This is a genomic window from Bacillus sp. EB106-04-02-XG92 (assembly GCF_058791995.1).
On the sequence record NZ_JBYTEA010000001.1, the window covers coordinates 151,031 to 170,749 of the forward strand.

General features: G+C 37.1%; 18 protein-coding genes. 1 reads left to right on the plus strand and 17 read right to left on the minus strand.

What is annotated here, in order from left to right; translation table 11 throughout:
- Nucleotides 1-44 precede the first annotated feature (44 nt).
- From ftsY to AC3WVA_RS00760, 11 genes are all read right to left on the minus strand, one after another.
- Complete coding sequence (gene ftsY / locus AC3WVA_RS00710; RefSeq protein WP_098520342.1) at nt 45-1,034, minus strand: signal recognition particle-docking protein FtsY; 990 nt, start codon at nt 1,032-1,034, stop codon at nt 45-47.
- Between the two features lie 15 nt (nt 1,035-1,049).
- Entirely contained in the window at nt 1,050-4,619 is a 3,570-nt protein-coding gene (smc, locus tag AC3WVA_RS00715) for a chromosome segregation protein SMC (protein WP_492321747.1), read from the minus strand.
- A gap of 147 nt (nt 4,620-4,766) precedes the next feature.
- Nucleotides 4,767-5,504 carry a ribonuclease III gene (gene rncS / locus AC3WVA_RS00720; protein ID WP_001146867.1) on the minus strand — a complete coding sequence of 246 codons (738 nt, stop codon included), beginning with the start codon at nt 5,502-5,504 and terminating at the stop codon, nt 4,767-4,769.
- Between the two features lie 58 nt (nt 5,505-5,562).
- Nucleotides 5,563-5,796, minus strand: a complete 234-nt coding sequence (acpP, locus tag AC3WVA_RS00725; protein WP_000786062.1) for an acyl carrier protein — start codon at nt 5,794-5,796, stop codon at nt 5,563-5,565.
- A 69-nt stretch (nt 5,797-5,865) separates the two neighbouring features.
- A complete protein-coding gene (fabG, locus tag AC3WVA_RS00730; RefSeq protein ID WP_492321748.1) occupies nt 5,866-6,606 on the minus strand; it encodes a 3-oxoacyl-[acyl-carrier-protein] reductase in 741 nt (246 codons plus the stop codon).
- Entirely contained in the window at nt 6,606-7,550 is a 945-nt protein-coding gene (gene fabD / locus AC3WVA_RS00735) for an ACP S-malonyltransferase (protein WP_048530525.1), read from the minus strand. Before fabD ends, fabG begins: the two co-directional genes overlap by 1 nt.
- A 14-nt stretch (nt 7,551-7,564) precedes the next feature.
- Nucleotides 7,565-8,557 (minus strand): phosphate acyltransferase PlsX, encoded by a 993-nt coding sequence (gene plsX, locus AC3WVA_RS00740; RefSeq protein ID WP_492321749.1) that lies wholly within the window; start codon nt 8,555-8,557, stop codon nt 7,565-7,567.
- Entirely contained in the window at nt 8,554-9,147 is a 594-nt protein-coding gene (gene fapR, locus AC3WVA_RS00745) for a transcription factor FapR (protein ID WP_000747352.1), read from the minus strand. The genes plsX and fapR overlap by 4 nt, the downstream gene beginning before the upstream one ends.
- Before the next feature lie 88 nt (nt 9,148-9,235).
- Nucleotides 9,236-11,284 (minus strand): ATP-dependent DNA helicase RecG, encoded by a 2,049-nt coding sequence (gene recG, locus AC3WVA_RS00750; RefSeq protein ID WP_048530529.1) that lies wholly within the window; start codon nt 11,282-11,284, stop codon nt 9,236-9,238.
- A 289-nt stretch (nt 11,285-11,573) separates the two neighbouring features.
- Nucleotides 11,574-13,250, minus strand: coding sequence for a DAK2 domain-containing protein (locus AC3WVA_RS00755; protein ID WP_048530531.1), 1,677 nt, complete (start codon nt 13,248-13,250; stop codon nt 11,574-11,576).
- A 22-nt stretch (nt 13,251-13,272) separates the two neighbouring features.
- On the minus strand, nt 13,273-13,635 hold the full coding sequence (locus tag AC3WVA_RS00760) for an Asp23/Gls24 family envelope stress response protein (RefSeq protein WP_000021109.1): 363 nt from the start codon (nt 13,633-13,635) through the stop codon (nt 13,273-13,275).
- A 376-nt stretch (nt 13,636-14,011) separates the two neighbouring features.
- Between AC3WVA_RS00760 and rpmB the strand changes: the two genes are divergently transcribed.
- Nucleotides 14,012-14,200 (plus strand): 50S ribosomal protein L28, encoded by a 189-nt coding sequence (gene rpmB, locus AC3WVA_RS00765; protein ID WP_000124776.1) that lies wholly within the window; start codon nt 14,012-14,014, stop codon nt 14,198-14,200.
- Nucleotides 14,201-14,273: 73 nt separating this feature from the next.
- On the opposite strand, the gene spoVM is transcribed toward rpmB, so the two are convergent.
- The 6 genes from spoVM to AC3WVA_RS00795 all read right to left on the minus strand — a co-directional run bounded on the left by spoVM (nt 14,274) and on the right by AC3WVA_RS00795 (nt 19,716).
- Nucleotides 14,274-14,354, minus strand: coding sequence for a stage V sporulation protein SpoVM (gene spoVM / locus AC3WVA_RS00770; protein WP_001213599.1), 81 nt, complete (start codon nt 14,352-14,354; stop codon nt 14,274-14,276).
- Between the two features lie 66 nt (nt 14,355-14,420).
- Nucleotides 14,421-15,101 (minus strand): thiamine diphosphokinase, encoded by a 681-nt coding sequence (locus AC3WVA_RS00775; RefSeq protein WP_048530532.1) that lies wholly within the window; start codon nt 15,099-15,101, stop codon nt 14,421-14,423.
- A gap of 99 nt (nt 15,102-15,200) precedes the next feature.
- Nucleotides 15,201-15,845: a ribulose-phosphate 3-epimerase gene (rpe, locus tag AC3WVA_RS00780; RefSeq protein ID WP_048530533.1), complete on the minus strand. Its 645-nt coding sequence runs from the start codon at nt 15,843-15,845 to the stop codon at nt 15,201-15,203.
- 2 nt (nt 15,846-15,847) lie between these two features.
- Nucleotides 15,848-16,729 (minus strand): ribosome small subunit-dependent GTPase A, encoded by an 882-nt coding sequence (rsgA, locus tag AC3WVA_RS00785; RefSeq protein WP_048530535.1) that lies wholly within the window; start codon nt 16,727-16,729, stop codon nt 15,848-15,850.
- Nucleotides 16,730-16,981: 252 nt separating this feature from the next.
- Nucleotides 16,982-18,955 (minus strand): serine/threonine protein kinase PrkC, encoded by a 1,974-nt coding sequence (prkC, locus tag AC3WVA_RS00790; RefSeq protein ID WP_492321750.1) that lies wholly within the window; start codon nt 18,953-18,955, stop codon nt 16,982-16,984.
- 8 nt (nt 18,956-18,963) lie between these two features.
- Nucleotides 18,964-19,716, minus strand: a complete 753-nt coding sequence (locus AC3WVA_RS00795) for a Stp1/IreP family PP2C-type Ser/Thr phosphatase (protein ID WP_492321751.1) — start codon at nt 19,714-19,716, stop codon at nt 18,964-18,966.
- Between the last annotated feature and the right edge of the window lie 3 nt (nt 19,717-19,719).

A 19,719-nucleotide genomic window follows, 5' to 3' on the forward strand; every position in this document is an offset into this window, starting at 1 on the left:
CATATTTTTATAGAAAAAGAAGCGGAAATTACCGCTTCTTTCACTTATACTTCTTCTGTTTCTACTAAGTTCGCAAATAAACCATACACATATTGTTCTGGATCGAACTGCTGCAAATCATCCATTTGCTCTCCTAATCCAACAAATTTCACTGGTACATCCATTTCGTTACGAATCGCTACTACAATACCACCTTTAGCAGTTCCATCTAACTTCGTTAAAACAATACCAGTAACATTCGTTGCTTCACGGAATGTTTTCGCTTGACTTAAACCATTTTGTCCTGTTGTAGCATCAATAACAAGTAATACTTCATGAGGAGCTCCCGGTACTTCACGCTCAATTACACGCTTTACTTTCTCTAACTCTTTCATTAAGTTCACTTTATTTTGCAAACGTCCTGCTGTATCACATAATAATACGTCTACGTTACGTGCTTTTGCGGCTTGTACAGCATCATACATAACCGCTGCTGGGTCAGACCCTGATCCTTGTTTAATCACTTCTACACCAACGCGATTGCCCCATACTTCTAATTGTTCAATCGCTCCAGCACGGAACGTATCTCCTGCCGCTAATAAGACAGACTTACCTTCTGATTTAAACTTATGAGCCATCTTACCAATTGTTGTCGTTTTACCTACACCATTAACACCAACAAATAAAACAACTGTCAAGCCATCTTTTTGCATATTAATTTCATTAGTAAAGTCGCTGTCGCCTTTATAAATTTCTATTAGTTTTTCTGAAATAACAGCTTGTACTTCTTTTGGATCTTGAATGTTACGGCGTTGTACTTCTTCTTTCAATTGATCAATTAATTCCATCACTGTTGAAACGCCAACGTCCGCGCCGATTAAAATTTCTTCTAATTCTTCGAAGAAATCTTCATCTACTTTACGGTAACGAAAGACTAAATCATTTACTTTATCTGCAAATGAATTTCTCGTTTTTTCTAATCCTTGTTTAAACTTCTCTGTTACCGTATCTGTTTGTTTTGAAATTTTTTCTTTTAGTTTTTTAAAAAAGCTCATACTGTCCCATCCTTCCTATTTGCTTGCAACTAGTTCTTCTCCATCATCTAAACGAACCGAGACAAGTTTAGATACCCCTGACTCTTGCATCGTTACACCGTACAATACGTCAGACTCTTCCATTGTACCTTTTCTATGTGTAATTACAATAAACTGTGTCTCATCACTAAATTTCTTTAAATACTGGGCAAAACGGGCAACGTTTGCTTCATCAAGAGCAGCCTCTACCTCATCTAGTACACAGAATGGGACTGGGCGCACTTTTAAAATACCAAATAACAGCGCAATTGCTGTTAAAGCACGCTCTCCACCTGAAAGTAAACCTAAGTTTTGCAGTTTCTTCCCTGGCGGTTGCGCTACGATATCAATACCCGTATTTAATAAGTCCTCTGGATTTGTCATGACTAAATCCGCTCTACCGCCTCCGAATAATTCAGAGAATACCGATTGAAACTCCATTCGAATTCCTTCAAACGTAGTAGAAAAGCGTTTTTTCATTTCTTCATCCATTTCAGTAATAAGTTGGTGCAATGTCGTTTTCGCTTCTTCTAGGTCCTCTTTTTGCTCTAGTAAGAACGTATGACGCTCTGCTACACGCTCATACTCTTCAATTGCGCCTAGATTTACTGTGCCTAACTCTTCGATGGATAGTTTAATTAGTTTCACCTTTTTACGTGCGTCCTCGGCAGGCATCACCATTGTATACTTCAGTTTTGCCGCTTCAAACGAAATCGTATATGTTTCACGTAAATGTTGTAATCTATTTTCTAACTCTACATCAAGTCGGTTAATTTTTACTTCTTGATCTTTCAACATCTCAAGAATGTATTTATGTTTACCTGTTGTTTCTTTCAAATTACGCTCTAACTGTTCTACTCTCTCTTGTAACGATACACGTTGTTCGCGACGAGAGCGAATTAACTCTGAAGTTTGATTACGATCATATGCTTTCTTCTCAATCATATTCGTAATTTGCTCTTCACCACTTGAATTCGATGTCATTTCTTGTTTTAAGAATGCTAAATCCTCTTTTGTTTTGAGAAGCGTTGCATCCGTTTCTTCTTTTTCCTTCGTCAATCGTTCAACTTTTTCTTTTTGATTAGATAAGCGTTGTTGCTTTTCAGCTGCCAACACTTTTAACTCAGTCATTTCTTTTTGAACTTTTTCTTTCGAAGAATGCTGCTCGCTTTTTTGTTTTGTTAAAGCTACGATTTTGCTATCTAATTCCGTAATCTCAACTTGTAGAGTCGCTAAAATCTTTTCTAACTCTTCTTTACGCCCTTGTATTTTCACTTGATCTTGCAAGAACCCTTCAATTTCTAAATCATAAATAGATAAACGATCATTAATACGATGTTCTTCTAATTCCAAGCGACTAATTTCTTCTCTTAATTTCTGTTCATCTACGCGCTCTACCTCTACGCTTTGTCTTAGTTCACGTATTTGCACTTCTTTTTCTTGAATTTCTTGCTTTACTGCTTTAACAAAGTTTTCTAACTTCGTCGTTTTTTCTTCCATATCAGTTAACTTGTTCGTCCACTCTTCTAGCTCACGTTGACGCCCTAATAAAGAAGATTTCGCCTGTTTTACTGCTCCACCTGTCATAGAACCGCCAGGGTTCACTACATCACCTTCGATTGTTACAATACGATAACGGTATTGTAGTTGTTTCGCCAACTCATTCGCCCCGCGTAAATCTTTTGCAACGATAACAGTACCTAATAAATTCGAAACTACATTTTCATATTTATTGTTATACTGCACAAGTTCTGCTGCTACACCTACAAATGATGGGTGTTGATTTACAATACGCAATTGATCAAATGATAACGATCTACTTTTAATAACAGCTTGTGGTAAAAACGTTGCTCGTCCATGTTTATTTTGTTTTAAAAATGCAATTGCATTACGAGCATGCTCTTCTTTTTGTACGACAATATGTTGCATCGCTGCACCTAGAGCAATTTCCATTGCAACTTCATATTCTTTCGGTACCGTTAGCAGTTCTGCAACAGCACCCTCAATACCTTGCAACCTATTTTCTCTAGCTTTTAATACTTCACGTACCCCTTGATAGAAACCAGAGTAATCTTCTTGCATCTCCTCTAACATTTCTTTTCGAGAACGTGCCTGTTGTACAAATTGATACGCTTGATACAGTTTTGTTTCGTTTTCACTATACTGCGTCTTGCATTTCCCAAGTGCCGCTTCTGTCTTTTGTATATGTGAAAGGATTCCAGCTACTTTTTCTTTCACTTGTTCATAACTTTCCACCAGTTTCGTCTTTTTCGCTGTAATTTCCATACGCATTTCTACATATTTTGCATTTTCTTCATCGAGGCGTTCATTTTTAGAGTTTTGTTGTTTAGATTGTTCTTCAATCATAGATAATTCATTGCGATGACTAGCTTGTTGATTTAAAAGTTCAATATAGTCACCTTTTAAATTCTCAATTTGTTCCTCTAAATTGTCAGCAAACGTTGCAAGCAATTGCTCATTATCATGCAATTTCGTCTCCAACTCTTTTACTTGATTTACAAACTGCATTAACACTTCTGTACTTGAGTCTATTTCACCATCATAACTTGTAGCTTTCGCTGTTAATTCAACAATTAACTGTTCGAGTTGCGCACAATGCGTCGTTGCATTTTGCTTTCTCTCTTTTAATAACTCACGCTGCCCTTCTAACTTTTCTAGTTCTTTACTAGAAAGAAGAAGTACTTCTTGCAAGGAATCTACAGACTCATCTACTGCTTGCAATTGGCCTCGTAATTCCTCTAGCTCTTCTTCGCCTTTTTGTAAATGCGTTGACATTTTCGCTTCTTCGTCTTTATTATGCCCAAACTGATTTCGAAGCGCCTCCCATTTCTCATGTAATTCTTCAATTTCATGTACAATAAGCGCCGCTTCTACTTTCTCTAACTCTTCTTTTTTCTCTAGATAATCTTTCGCAATAGAAGCTTGTCTTTCTAAAGGCTCTACTTGACTACTTAATTCGTGAATTATATCTTGTACACGATTTAAGTTTTCTTGTGTGTCTGCTAATTTTCCTTCAGCTTTCTTTTTACGAAGTTTGTATTTCAGCACTCCTGCCGCTTCTTCAAATACACCACGACGTTCTTCCGATTTACTACTTAAAATCTCTTCAACTTTCCCCTGGCTAATAATCGAAAAAGCTTCTCTTCCCATACCAGAGTCCATAAATAAATCGATAATATCTTTCAATCTACATGATTGTTTATTAATATAAAAGTCACTATCACCAGAACGAGATACACGACGCGTTACACACACCTCATTATATTCAATCGGTAAACGTTGATCTTCATTATTTAAAGTTATCGTTACTTCAGCAACATTAACTGCTCTTCTCGTATCACTACCTGCAAAAATAATATCTTCCATCTTTGCACCACGTAATGATTTTGCCGATTGTTCACCAAGTACCCAGCGAATGGCATCAGTAATATTACTTTTCCCGCTTCCATTAGGTCCTACTACAGACGTTACACCTGGGACGAAATCAACAGATACACGCTCAGCAAAAGACTTAAATCCTGCTATTTCTAATCTTTTTAAAAACACGAAAGGCCTTCCTCCTATTCTCCGTTGCCACAAATGTTGTTTATACAAAAACAAACTATTATACGGATTTCCTTTCCTTTCATTTACAAACGAAAGGAAAGTTTCATTCTATGCACAAGGAATCCCCCTCATTCAAAGGGGGATTCCTTATAGTTGTTCTTTTAACTTTTTCAACGCTTCTGCAGCAGCTTGTTGCTCTGCTTCTTTTTTCGACTTGCCACTACCAAGACCTAAAGCCACGTTATTTAACGTAACACGTGACACAAATTCTCGATTGTGAGCTGGTCCTTTTTCTTGCAAAATTTGATACTCAATATTGCCACTACCATCACGCTGAATCAACTCTTGTAATTGACTCTTATAATCCATCACATGAGAAAAAGCACCTTCATTAATTTTAGGGTATACAATTTCTTTTAAGAAGCCCCATACTGTTTCTAACCCTTGATCAAGATAAAGGGCACCAATAAACGCTTCAAAGACATCCGCTAATAAAGCTGGTCGTTCACGTCCACCTGTCATTTCCTCACCTTTACCTAATAAAACAAGGCTACCAAATGACAACTCGTTTGCAAAACGAACAAGAGATGGTTCACATACAATAGCTGCACGTAATTTTGTTAACTCTCCTTCGCTCATTGTCGGATATTTTTGAAACAGATACTGCGACACAGTAAGTTCCAATACTGCATCTCCAAGAAATTCGAGACGCTCATTGTCTTCATGTGGTTTTTTTCGATGCTCATTCACATACGATGAATGCGTAAATGCTTGAATCAATAATTTTTCATCTGAAAACGTAATACCTATCTCTTCTTGAAATACTTTAAACGCTTCACGATATTTTGTTTCGTATTTTTTTTCTCTATGTTTTCGGTACGGCATAGGTCCCTCCAGATATAAGCCGAGAAGCCCCGCTAAAAAACGGGACTTCACTTAAGCATTATAGATGACTCTCTATGTAAGTCACAGCATCGCCAACAGTAGCAATCTTTTCAGCATCTTCATCAGAAATTTCCATTTCAAATTCATCTTCCAATTGCATTACAAGTTCTACTACATCTAGGGAGTCTGCACCTAAATCTTCTTTAAAGCTCGCAGCTGGTACTACTTCAGTTTCTTCTACACCTAAACGATCAACGATGATTTTTGTTACACGCTCTAAAACATCTGCCATTCCATTCACCTCCCCTCAAATATTATATTAAATATTAGCCAAAAAAACTAGTTGAAATCAATTCTTTTATTACATTACCATACCGCCATCAACATTTAACGTTTGACCTGTAATATATTTGCTTTGATTAGAAGCAAAAAACGTTACAGCATTTGCGATATCTTGCGCTTCACCAAACTGAGCTGCAGGAATTAATTTTAACATTTCAGCTTTTACATTTTCATCTAATACGTCTGTCATATCTGTCGCAATAAACCCAGGAGCAATTGCATTTACAGTAATATTACGGCTCGCTAACTCTTTTGCTGATGTTTTTGTTAATCCAATTACACCTGCTTTAGCAGCAACATAGTTTGCTTGTCCTGGATTACCCGTTACTCCAACAACAGAAGCGATATTAACAATACGTCCATGACGTTGACGCATCATATATCGAGATACTGCCTTCGTACATAAGAATACACCTTTTAGGTTTGTATTAATAACTGTATCCCATTCTTCTTCTTTCATACGCATTAATAAATTATCTTTTGTTACACCTGCATTATTTACAAGAATATCAACTTGTCCAAATGTATCTACAGTTTGTTTCACCATATTTGTAACATCTTCAGCATTTGCAACATCTGCTCTTACTGCAATTGCATCCGAACCTAATTTCTTGATTTCATCAACTACTTCATTTGCCTTTTGCTCATTACCAGCATAATTTACTACAACATTTGCCCCTTGTTTCGCTAAATCAATCGCAATCGCACGACCAATTCCACGTGAAGCACCAGTTACTAATGCTACTTTCCCTTTTAACATCAGTTTTCTCCTCTCAAATTTGAAATGGTATCTTTCAATGTTTCTTCATCGTATATCGCATATGCTTTCACTGATGAATCTATTGACTTCATAAGTCCAGCAAGTACTTTCCCAGGTCCAATCTCAATAAATGTATCTACCCCTTGATTCACCATATATTCAATAGATGGGTACCATAAGACAGGTGAATAGAGCTGCTCGATTAACTTTTCTTGAATATGTGCACCACTTGTAATAACGTCCGCTGTTACATTTGCGATAACCGGAATGTTCGTATCTTGAATTGTAATTTCATTTAAGACACTTTGGAATTTTTCCGCTGCTGGCTTCATAAGCGAAGAATGGAACGGTCCACTTACCTTAAGCGGAATTGCTCTCTTTGCACCATTTTCTTTCGCTCTTTGAGAAGCAATCTCGACTCCTTGCTTTGTTCCAGAAATCACAATTTGCTTCGTACTATTCATGTTAGCGATTTGTACTGCATATCCCTCACTTGTTACTTCTTCTGTAACTTGTTTCAGCATATGTGGATCAGCACCTAAAATAGCCGCCATTGCACCTTCTCCGCCAGGAACAGCTTCTTCCATATATTCCCCACGTTTCCTTACAGCATAAACAGCGTCTTCAAAATTTATTGCACCTGCTGCTACAAGGGCACTATATTCGCCTAAACTATGTCCTGCGACAAAGTCTGGTGTAATATCATACTCTTTCAAAGCTGTCAAAATAGCAAAACTCGTTGTTAATAAGGCCGGCTGCGCATTTGTCGTTAACGTAAGCTTTTCCTGTGGCCCTTCAAAAATCACTTCTGAAAGTGAATCTTGCAACACCTCATCTGCTTTTGCAAACACATTTGCAACCTCTTTATTATTCTCTGCTAACTGTTTACCCATTCCAACTGCCTGTGAACCTTGGCCTGGAAAAAGAAATGCTAGTTTTCCCACTTCAAATCCTCCTCTTATTGGAGTGGCTCTTTCTCCATTACGCTTGAAATAGTAGGAATCACTTCTTTTGCTACCATTTCTCTCGTTTGACGAATCGCACTAAATATCGATTGGTCATTAGAAGAACCGTGAGCCTTAACGACAGGAGCTTTCAATCCAAATAATGCCGCCCCTCCATACTCCGAATAATCCATTTTATCTTTTAATACCATAAGTTTTGGTTTTAATACCGCTGCTGCTAATTTGGTCGTAAACGAACTCATTAACTGCTCTTTTAACATAGAGAATAATGCAAGCGCTGTTCCTTCTAATGATTTCAGTGCTACATTGCCTGTAAAACCATCACATACAACAACATCTGCTACACCTTGCAATAAATCTCTTGATTCAACGTTCCCAACGAAATTAATCGGGGCATCCTTAAGCATTGCAAAGACTTGTTTTGAAAGCTCGTTCCCTTTGCCATCCTCTGTTCCAACGTTTAAAAGTCCAACGCGAGGATTTTTAATTCCTCTTACTTTCTCTGCGTATACAGATCCCATTACTGCATATTGATATAAATGAATTGGTTTTGCATCAACGTTCGCTCCAACATCTAACATAACAAAACCTTCTCCATCAACAGTTGGCATTGTAGGGGATAAAGCCGGTCGCTCAATCCCTTCCATACGACCTACAACAAACAATCCAGCCGCCATTAAAGCTCCTGTACTACCAGCTGATATACAAGCATCCGCTACACCGTCTTTCACTTGCTGCGCCGCTAGTACCATTGAAGCTTGTTTTTTTCGACGAACCGCTCTTACTGGTTCATCTGTCGATTCTATTTTTTCATCTGTATGGAGTATAGCAATTCGTTCTTCACTCGTTAAGTATTGACGAATTTCCTCTTCTTTCCCTACTAACGTAATATGTAAATCAGAATATTCCTTAATAGCTTTCATTGCTCCTAGTACGACAGCCTTTGGAGCATGATCGCCGCCCATTGCATCTATTGCGATTTTCATAAGTTGTTACCTTCCTCACTATAATTACTAGATCGATACATTTCAAAAGTGCCTGTAAAAACAAGTTCTTCTCCAACAAAGCTACGCACTTTGACAACCGTCCGTCCTTTATCATTCTCTACATCTTCAACGCGCGCTTTCGCAACGACACGCTCCCCTAATTTTACAGGACGAATGTATCGAATGGTAGACTTTGCAGTTAAAGCTAATTCTTCATCAATAACCGCAACAGCTAGTGAGTTTGCTTGTGCAAACAAATGATGCCCACGGGCAATTTGATTTCTTTTAAATACGTGTTCTACCTTCACTTCAAAGATAGAAATCGCATGTCTATCTAATTCTATATCGATAATTTCTCCGACAACCTCTTCTAGCGGTAAAGATTTCACATCTTCTTCATGTTGCTTTGTAGCTACATGTTTAATTCTTTCTCTTAATTCAGGAATAGATAATTCCATACGATCAAGACGTACAGTTTGTATACTCACTTGAAATTTTTCTGCTAAATCTTCATCCGTAATAAAAGGATTCGTTTCTATAGTTTGTTGTAATAATTCTTGTCTTTCTTTTTTACTTCTTCTTTTTTTCATACCGCACCATCCATTTTTATGACTAGGTACTAACAGTAGTATATAATCATTAAAAGTAGAATGCAACAAAAACTTTCGTTGCCTCCCTTTAATCAAGCTTCTCTCCCTGGAACACACCCGTTCCGTCTAGATACGTACGCAGTGAAGCATATTGATCATTATGCCAAAACGCTTCTGAATCTACTAGTAACGCCGCATCTTGTCTAGCTGTTTCTAACGCTCGATAATCATGTACCATATCAGCAACCTTGAATTCTGGTAAACCACTTTGCTTACTTCCAAAGAAATCTCCAGGACCTCTTAACTCTAAATCTTTTTCTGACAATACAAATCCATCATTCGTTTCGGTCATAATACGCATTCGCTCTTTTCCCGTTTCCGATTTTGGATCCGCGATTAATAAACAATACGACTGTTCACTACCACGGCCAACACGCCCTCTCAGCTGATGAAGCTGCGATAAACCGAAACGCTCCGCATCATAAATAACCATTACAGTCGCATTCGGTACGTTCACACCTACTTCAACTACTGTTGTCGATACAAGAATTTGCACTTTATTTTCACTAAATTGTCCCATTATCTCTTCTTTTTCTTGAGATGATAATCTCCCATGCATTAATCCGACTTGACATTTCCCTTGATAATGATGAGTCAGCATGCTATGTAAGTCGATTGCATTTTGCACATCAAGTTTCTCTGATTCTTCAATAAGGGGACAAATAACATATGCTTGTCTTCCTTTTTTTATCTCCTTCTCCACAAAACCGAGAACTCGATCTAACATATCATGTTTTGCCCAGTATGTTTCAATTACCTTTCTACCAGCTGGCATCTCATCGATTATAGAAACATCCATCTCCCCAAATGCAGTAATTGCTAACGTACGCGGAATTGGGGTCGCCGTCATAAATAATACGTCCGGGCTTTCACCTTTCTCTCTTAAAACTCGTCGCTGCGCTACACCAAATCGATGTTGCTCATCAGTAATAACGAGACCTAACCTATGAAAGATAACTTCATCTTGAATTAAAGCATGTGTTCCAACAAGAATATCTATTTCTCCTTGTTCTAATTTCGCCAAAATCTCTCGACGTCTCACGCCTTTAACTGAACTTGTTAACAATTCAACTTTCATACCAAAGTGTGAGAACGTCTCTGCAAGTGATTGATAATGTTGTTCTGCTAAAATTTCTGTAGGAACCATTAAAGCACCTTGATAATGTGCTAATTTCGCTGCATAAAGGCCAATTGCTGCAACAACCGTTTTACCAGAACCTACATCACCTTGTAACAAACGATTCATTCGATAAGGAGATGTCATATCTTTCATAATTTCATCTACAACCCGGCGTTGCGCGCCAGTTAACGGAAACGGAAGTGCATCGATAAACTCTTGCAATTCTGCTAAAGGAATTTCTTTTTCCGTCCCTTTCGAATTTTCCCTCTCCATCTTCCGTAATGTTTGCATTTTCAGCTGAAATAAGAAAAATTCCTCATATACAAAACGGCGACGCGCTTGTTTTAAATCTTCCTGCCCTGCCGGGAAATGAAGCGCCTTGAGCGCTTCATAACGTGGCAGTAATTTATATCGACTTAGCAATCCATCAGGCAGCACTTCGACTATAGAGTCTCCATACTCCTTTAACGCTTGTGCAATAAAGCGGCGCATCTGTTTTACTGTAAGTTTCCCCTTCACTGAGTATACAGGTTCAACTTCTTGTTGACGTACAACAGGTCCAAAATGAAGCTCAGATACCGCAATCGTTTGACGGTGCTGATCCCATTTACCTGTTATCGTTACCGTTTCATCTAAAGTTAACTTCTGCTTATAGTACGGTCTATTAAAACATACAGCTGTAATTAAATAACGACCGACGAGGACACGAACCGTAAGGCGCGACTTTTTCTTCCCATAATATTGCAGTAAAGGAGCACTATGAACTTTCCCCTCAACTGTTACACGTTCATCATGCTTGACTTCAGCAAGATCTTTCATCGCATAATCTTCATAACGGTACGGAAAATGTTCTAATAGATGAGAAACTGTATAAATTCCCATCTCGTGTAGTAATTCAGATGTTTCTCCTCCGATTCCCTTTACATCCGTAACAGGAACTTGTACAACTTCATTCAAGATTCTCACGCTCCGTCACATTATTTTCTTCGATACATTATCGATTAACACGATTGACATCTGTAATCGCTCTCTTTCACCTTATATATTCTATCATAGGCATTCTAAGAGAAACTACTCAAATACCTCATAAGCAACACGAAAGAAAAGAGCCTCACTATTAGCAGCAAGGCTCTTTTTTATCTTCAATATGCTAGCCTTTTGAATAAAAACTAGTAATAAACTTCATATTACTACTTCTTATCCATTAGCAAGTAAGTAATCCATTTATTTTCAAAACGAATTTTTCTTATTCTACAGAGAAGATGAAAGAATATACCGGTTGGTTTCCAGCATGTACTTCTACTTCTGCATCTTCAAATTTCTCTTCTACAAATTCAACTAACTCAGCTACTTCTTCATCAGTTGCATCTTCACCTTGTAGAATCGTTACGATTTCAGAATCTTCATCAATAAGTGCTTCTAGTAATTGCTTTGCAGCTCCTACTTTTTCTGCATTTGTTGATACGATTTTTCCATCTGCAATACACATGAAGTCATCTTTTTGAATTGCGACACCATCAATTTCCGTATCCCGTACAGCATACGTAATTTGTCCAGTTTTCACATGAGATAAAGCTTCTTTCATGTTTTCTTCATTTTCTTCTAACGTTCCAACTGGATTAAATGCTAACATTGCAGCCATACCTTGAGGAACTGTTTTTGAACGAACTACAATCACTTCTTGATCCACAACTGACGCTGCTTGTTCTGCTGCCATCACGATATTTCCGTTATTTGGTAAAATGATGATTTTTTCAGCGTTCGCTTCTTCAATCGCCTTTACAATATCCTCCGTACTTGGATTCATCGTTTGGCCGCCTTCGATAACCTTCGTAGCGCCAATGCTCTCAAATAAAGTTTTAATACCAGATCCCATAGCTACAGTTACGATACCATATGGTTGCTTCTCTTTAGACTGGCTAATTGGCTCAGGCATCATAGCAGGCTCATCTAATAAAGCAGTATGCTGTTCACGCATATTCTCTACTTTAATCTTGATTAAACTACCGTAACGTTGCCCGTAGTTCATAGCGTCTCCAGGATGCTCTGCATGGATATGAACTTTTACAATTTCATCATCAGATACAACTAATAGAGAATCACCATACACACTAATATCTTCACGGAATTTTTGTTCAGAGAAATTATGCTCTTTCACTTTTTCAGCCTCTAATTTCACCATGAACTCCGTACAATATCCATACTTAATATCTTCTGTACTCAATTGGCTTTGTACACTACGGTGATGTTCTGCTCGTACCATCTCATTCATAGATGGTTGGGCAGGTGCATCAGAAGAAATCGTTTCTCCTTTTAAGTCAGCTAAAAATCCTTCGTATACTACTACAAGACCTTTACCACCGCTATCTACAACGCCAACTTGTTTTAATACAGGTAATAAATCTGGCGTACGATTTAACGATGCGTTCGCTTCTTTCACAACGTCTTCCATAAACAAAACAAAGTCGCGCTGTTTTTTCGCAACTGTTACTGCATATTTACCCGTTTCTCTTGCAACCGTTAAAATCGTTCCTTCAATCGGTTTCATAACCGCTTTGTATGCCGCCTCTACTCCAGCTTCTAAAGCTGCAGCAAAATCAACTGTTGTTAATTCTTCTTTTTGTTCAATGGATTTTGAGAAACCACGGAATAACTGAGATAAAATAACTCCAGAGTTACCACGAGCTCCCATTAATAATCCTTTGGCTAAACTTACGCCGACTTTACCAGCATGTTGTGAAGGATTCGCTTTCACTTCACGTGCGCCTGAAGTCATAGATAAGTTCATGTTTGTACCGGTATCGCCATCTGGAACTGGAAATACGTTTAATGCATCAACAAGCTGAACATTATTTGTTAAATTATTCGCTCCTTGAATGATCATTTGTGATAAACGTTTTCCATCAATTTTTTGAATTGACACAGATTTTCCTCCTTAATGCACATTACAAGTTTATTACTTTAACTCCTTGTACGTAGATGTTTACAGAATCTACTGCTAGTCCTACAGTTTGATCTAATGTATATTTCACTTTCGTCTGCACGTTATGTGCTACTTCTGAAATTTTCGTACCATAGCTCACAATAATATACATATCAATATGTACTTCATCTTCATCTTTACGAACGATAACACCTCTAGTGAAGTTTTCTTTTCGTAAAATGTCTGTTAATCCATCTTTTAACTGATTTTTTGATGCCATACCTACGATACCGTAGCAATCTACCGCGGCACCTCCAGCAATTGTTGCAATTACATCTGTACTAATATCAATTTGACCGTACTTCGTTTTAATTTCAATTGACATCTCGTTTTCCCCCTTCATAAATGGTGAAAGTGAGTTAGACTACTTTAGTTACTATCATATAATCTTTTTAAAGAAAATTCCATCGTTCTTTCTTTTCACTCTCATATTTTATGTTTTAAATCACATTTTTTATGATGAGCAAAATAGTCCATTGTTATTATACAACATGTACCACTATAATATGTCAAGCAATTTTTCTTGATTTCAACTTTTCTTCATTGATATGTAGTGTCAAGTAATTTTTCTTGATTTCTTTTTTCTACAGTGTTGCATTCTCTATTTAGTTGTGTTAAATTATAGTAGTGTTTTTAGCATCGCATAAAAGACTAACATTGAAAAATTACGTATGGTAAGGTATCAAGGGAGGGAAATATAAATGGCTCGTGTTTGTGCTATTACTGGAAGAAAAGCTCGTTCTGGTAACTCTCGTTCTCACGCAATGAACGCTACAAAACGTAAGTGGGGCGCTAACCTTCAAAAAGTTCGCGTACGCATCGACGGAAAAGTTCAACGTGTTTACGTTTCTGCTAGAGCATTAAAATCTGGCAAAATCGAACGTGTTTAATAATAAAAAAAAGAGCCGCTAGGCTCTTTTTTTACTATACCAATGAAAAAAGCACCGGTAATAGGTGCTTTTTTTAATCTTTTTTGAAGGTATTTAACATGGCACGAACAATTCCACCAAGAAATTTAGGTAACTTAATTGTATAAAATCTCATGGTTTCCCTCCTAATCCCCATTACTCCACTTGTTCACTATATGATGTAAGGAGCAAAATTGTTTCTTTAATCAGTGCTTCTTATCACCATTAATATGCCAGAAGTAAATGAAAAAGTACCTTTTTCCTCAACGAGTTCATTACTAATACAAAGTGTCGATCCCCACTCTATTGTTTTGTTAGTTAGAGGATACTTAAAACCAAGTAATGTAATCCCTTCAACTATTTCAGTAACCGGCACGAAGGATACATAAGGGAAATTTTTATTTTCTTCAATTATATGTGTACCCACTTTTTTTACGCTTATTTCATTTTTATTGTCGACAATGCACATTTCTATCCCGACTTCTAACCCTTTTAAAAGCATCTGTATATTTGCTAAACCGTGATCTAACCTTCCGCCGGTAGCACCAAAAATACGAATCAATGTCGGATTTTGTTCTAATGCCCAGTTAATCGCAATTTCTAAATCCGTTTGATCTTTTTCACGAGGAACAATATGTAAGTCATTTGTTTGCTGCCCCATCCATACTAATTCCTCTTCAGTAACCGAATCGTAATCTCCAAACGCAACAGTTGGAGTAATTCCGCCTTTTAATAAACGATATACTCCTCTATCAACTGCCGCCCACACTACTTTCTCATTTTCATATCGAGAAAAATCTGCACAATATTCCGCAGGACCTCCCGCTAAAATATGAATAATCATGTTTCCTTCCCCTTCTATTGTAAAAAGGCAATCTGCCATTCGGTAGATTGCCTTTTTACATATTTTTTCTCTATCCTTTATAAATAGTGAAAACTTACTACACTAGAAGATTCACTGGGATAAAGACTCGCTCATTCATTATCCACGAATGACACGAATTGCTTCACCGCGGTCTTTTTGATTGTATACTGCTGATCCAGCTACAAGTACATTTGCTCCTGCTTCCACACAAAGTCTTGCTGTTTCAGCGTTTACACCACCATCAACTTCAATTTCTACGTCTAGATTGCGCTCTTTAACCATATCTGCAACTTGTTTAATTTTCGGTAATACAGAATGAATAAATTTCTGTCCACCGAATCCAGGATTTACTGTCATAAGTAATACCATATCGATATCTTCTAATACATGCTCAATAGCTGAAACTGGCGTATGCGGATTTAATACAACCCCCGCTTTAATGCCATGAGATTTAATTAACTGAATTGTACGATGTAAATGAGGGCACGCCTCTACATGAACAGTAATAATATCCGCTCCCGCTTTTGCGAAAGTCGGGATATAGTTATCAGGATTTTCAATCATTAAATGTACATCTAATGGTAACGATGTAATCGGACGGATTGCTTCTACAATTAATGGTCCAATCGTAATATTTGGCACGAAATGTCCATCCATTACATCGACGTGAATGTAATCTGCTCCGCCCTTTTCTACATCTTTAATTTCTTCCCCTAATTTTGAAAAATCTGCTGATAAGATCGATGGTGCAATTTTAATCATAACTAATACCTCGGCTTTCTCTCTCTAATTTCTTCTACGAATTGTTTGTAATTCTTATAACGATATTCTGTAATCTTCCCTTCTTCAACCGCTGCCTTCACAGCACATTTCGGTTCAGAAAGATGTGTACACCCTCTAAATTTACAGTATTGGCTCGCTTCTTTCAACTCTGGAAAACAATATGTAAGATCTTCTACCTCGATATCTATGAAATCAAGTGAACTAAAACCAGGTGTATCTGCCACTAGTCCGCTTCCAATCGCAATCAATTCCACGTGTCTTGTCGTATGTTTCCCGCGTCCTAAATGCGAGGAAATATCATTCGTTTTCAGTTCTAACTCTGGACGTAAAACGTTCAGCATAGAAGATTTTCCAACACCTGATTGTCCTGCAACGACAGAAACACAACCTTCTAAGAATGGTTTTAAAATATCAATACTTTCCGACGTATTTATAGAAGTAAATAATACATCATATCCCATCTCGCGATAGTCATTTGCATAAGATTCAACAGTCTCTCTCATTTTTTCATCTACTAAATCCATCTTACTAATGCAAATAATCGGTTTAATGTTATGATATTCGATCAGCACTAAAAATCGATCTAACAGTCCCGGATTAAAATCTGGTTCTACTGCGGAGAAAACAAGAATGGCTTGGTCAACATTAGCAATAGGAGGCCTAACAAGTTCATTTTTTCGATCAAATACTTCAAGCACGTATCCTTCAGTTGGATTATCTGCTTGAAAAACAACTTGGTCTCCTACCAATGGTGTAATTTTATTTTTTCTAAACACACCACGCCCGCGACATTGTGTAATCCCCTCTTCATGCTGCACATAATAAAACCCACTTAGAGCTTTTACAATTTTTCCTTCTGGCATATAATTCTCCTTTATTTTGTATAAAGTGAAGCTGTAATTAAAATTATTAAATAATGATTTCAAAACCCGTCATATATACAAGTTATTATATTTAACCTACCATCAAATTTAAAATATTATTTATAGCAGTATCACTTTTATAGCTTTTTGAATCATATATTTTTGCCTGTTATACTTTCTACTATATGTAGATAGCATAACAGGCAAGAGTAATACATTCCATTCTCTTTAAACAGAACATGGAATTCATTATTATTGAGTTGGGTAAGGTACTTCTTTGTCGATAATCGTTACACCATCTCGCACAATTTTATAATGTCCTTTTGTGCCTTCTTGAATTACAAATTCTAATGAAATAGTTGCCGACTCTAAAATTGTTCTAGTTTCAAATGGTCTATCCATTTTTTGTTGCATATCTTCTTTATAAATTTCTATCGTTTGTGGTTTTTTCTCATCTATTATAGAAGACTCATACGGAATAGAAATATTATCTACTTTCACTGTTTTCGTTACTTTCGGCTTAGGACCTTCTGAGATGACAATCGTCACTTTATCTCCTTCTTTTAACGGCGTTCCCGGTTTTGGAGATTGTGAAATGACAAGTCCTTTATCAACAGTATCGGAATACTCTCGTTTTATATCTGGAGTTAGTTTCCTCTCATTCAAATAACCATTGACACTATTTTCAGTCCATCCTGAAAAATCACCTGGTCTAATTTGATAAGGACCTTTGCTTACCCAGATTTTCAGTTCTTGCTCGGCCTCTACCACCATTTGGTCAGACGTTGGAATTTGCTCTACGATTGCACCTTTTGGCCTATCATCTTCAATATAATATACTGTAACTTGTTTATATTTTTCTTCTAACTCTGTTCTTATACTCTCAAAATCTTTTCCTGTGAGATCACTCATCTTATTTTTCTTTTTTCCACCTGATTGATAGATAGTAATTTTAGAGTTTTCTTTCACGACTCTTCCGGCCACAGGGTCTGTTTTTAGAACACCACCAACCTCTACATCATCTGTATATACAATATTAGGTTCCGTAACCTCAAAACCCTTTTCAACTAATGTATTTACTGCAGTCGTATATTTCATACCAGCTACATCAGGGACTTTTACATCTTTTGGAATAAAGAATCCTGGAACAACCGTAAGCGCTAACGTTATTCCAATCGCTAAAAGTAAAAATGTTGTAATTAAAATTTTGAGCCATTTATTACTTCGTTTTTTCTTCTTATTTAATTCTATTTCTTCTTTTCTTTTTTGTTCATCCACTTTACTTCCTTTTAAAACAATTGTTTCATCAGTTATATTTTCGAATAATTGTTCTTGTTGAATAATCGGAATCGCTTTCGTCGCTTCCATATCTTCTGGTATGTAAAATGGCTGCTCATTTATCCTCTCTGGATAAAGCGCAGTTTCAATGTCTCGTTTCATCGCATTGGCAGATTGATATCGATGAAACGGATCTTTCGCAGTTGCCTTCAATATAATATTTTCAACACTTTGCGGAATATTTTCGTTCCATCTTCTAGGAGACGGAATTTCACTTTGTAAATGTTTTAAAGCTATAGCAACAGCAGATTCGCCAGAAAACGGTTGTCTTCCTGTTAACAACTCAAACATAACAATCCCTAGGGAATAAATATCTGATTGTTTATTTGCTATCCCGCCGCGTGCTTGTTCTGGTGATAAATAATGCACCGAACCGAGTACTGAATTTGTATGTGTAATTGTTGTTGCACTTGTAGCTGTCGCAATTCCAAAATCTGTTACTTTTATTACTCCATCAGCTCGAATTAAAATATTGTGCGGTTTAATATCGCGGTGCACAATTTCAAAATGATGGGCATGTGCCATGGCGGATGTTAACTGCTCCATAATATCAAGAGCTTCTCCTATCGGTAACATTCCTCGCTCAATTATGTATTGCTTCAATGTTTGTCCTGGTACATACTCCATTACAAGATAATATATACCATCTTCTTCTCCGACATCATACATATTCACAATATTTGGATGCGACAACGTTGTAACAGACTGCGCTTCTCGATGGAAACGTTTAATAAACTCTTCGTTATTTGAATAGTCGAGTCTTAATATTTTCACCGCTACATCTCGGCCTAGTATATCATCATGAGCTAAATACACATTGGCCATTCCACCGCCACCAATCATTTTCAGTAGCTTATAACGGTCATTTAAGCGTTTTCCAATCAGCACGTTGCACTTCACCTACTTTCGTTTGTCGAACCCGCATAATCAATAAGAACAAGGGTGATATTATCTTCCCCGCCACGATCATTCGCCAATTGAATGAGACGTTGTCCCTTAGTTTCTAGCTGTTCATTTAACTGTAAAACTTGTTGCATATCAGCAATAGAAACTTTGTTAGATAATCCATCAGAGCAAAGAAGTAACTGATCATCTTCCTCAAGTACCAATGTTTTCAAATCTAATCCGACTGTTTCTTCTGTTCCTAACGCTCTTAACAAAACATTCTTTTTCGGGTGATATTCTGCGTCTTCTTTTGAAATTTCACCATGTCTTACAAGTTCATTGACAAGTGAATGATCTTCCGTTACAAGCGAAATTTTCCCCTCTGATACCATATAACAACGACTATCTCCTATGTGACCTATCGTCACAAAATTTGTTGTACAAATCGCTATTATAAGTGTTGTTCCCATGCCATTACATTCTACATGTTGCTTAGAGTATTCATATATACGCTCATTAATAATCCCAACACTAGTATGTAACCACTCTTCTACTTTTTTTGGCTCATTCATATTATGTGTTTGCTTCCAATAATCATGGAATAATTGAATGGTCATCGAGCTAGCTACATCACCAGCTCGATGACCTCCCATTCCATCTGCTACTACCGCTAAAATATTTCCATCTAAATTGTGAAAAACTCCCGCACTATCTTCATTATGTTGACGAACTTTTCCTTTATCTGACAGAAACACGGCTTTCATCTC

What these genes read in the sequence shown, in the direction of transcription:
- ftsY (WP_098520342.1), bottom strand. Translation starts at nt 1,034, where the DNA reads ATGAGCTTTTTTAAAAAACTAAAAGAAAAAATTTCAAAACAAACAGAT.
- rncS (WP_001146867.1), bottom strand. Translation starts at nt 5,504, where the DNA reads ATGCCGTACCGAAAACATAGAGAAAAAAAATACGAAACAAAATATCGT.
- acpP (WP_000786062.1), bottom strand. Translation starts at nt 5,796, where the DNA reads ATGGCAGATGTTTTAGAGCGTGTAACAAAAATCATCGTTGATCGTTTA.
- fabG (WP_492321748.1), bottom strand. Translation starts at nt 6,606, where the DNA reads ATGTTAAAAGGGAAAGTAGCATTAGTAACTGGTGCTTCACGTGGAATT.
- plsX (WP_492321749.1), bottom strand. Translation starts at nt 8,557, where the DNA reads ATGAAAATCGCAATAGATGCAATGGGCGGCGATCATGCTCCAAAGGCT.
- fapR (WP_000747352.1), bottom strand. Translation starts at nt 9,147, where the DNA reads ATGAAAAAAAGAAGAAGTAAAAAAGAAAGACAAGAATTATTACAACAA.
- AC3WVA_RS00760 (WP_000021109.1), bottom strand. Translation starts at nt 13,635, where the DNA reads ATGTCAATTGAAATTAAAACGAAGTACGGTCAAATTGATATTAGTACA.
- rpmB (WP_000124776.1), top strand. Translation starts at nt 14,012, where the DNA reads ATGGCTCGTGTTTGTGCTATTACTGGAAGAAAAGCTCGTTCTGGTAAC.
- spoVM (WP_001213599.1), bottom strand. Translation starts at nt 14,354, where the DNA reads ATGAGATTTTATACAATTAAGTTACCTAAATTTCTTGGTGGAATTGTT.
- AC3WVA_RS00775 (WP_048530532.1), bottom strand. Translation starts at nt 15,101, where the DNA reads ATGGCAGATTGCCTTTTTACAATAGAAGGGGAAGGAAACATGATTATT.
- rpe (WP_048530533.1), bottom strand. Translation starts at nt 15,845, where the DNA reads ATGATTAAAATTGCACCATCGATCTTATCAGCAGATTTTTCAAAATTA.
- rsgA (WP_048530535.1), bottom strand. Translation starts at nt 16,729, where the DNA reads ATGCCAGAAGGAAAAATTGTAAAAGCTCTAAGTGGGTTTTATTATGTG.
- AC3WVA_RS00795 (WP_492321751.1), bottom strand. Translation starts at nt 19,716, where the DNA reads ATGAAAGCCGTGTTTCTGTCAGATAAAGGAAAAGTTCGTCAACATAAT.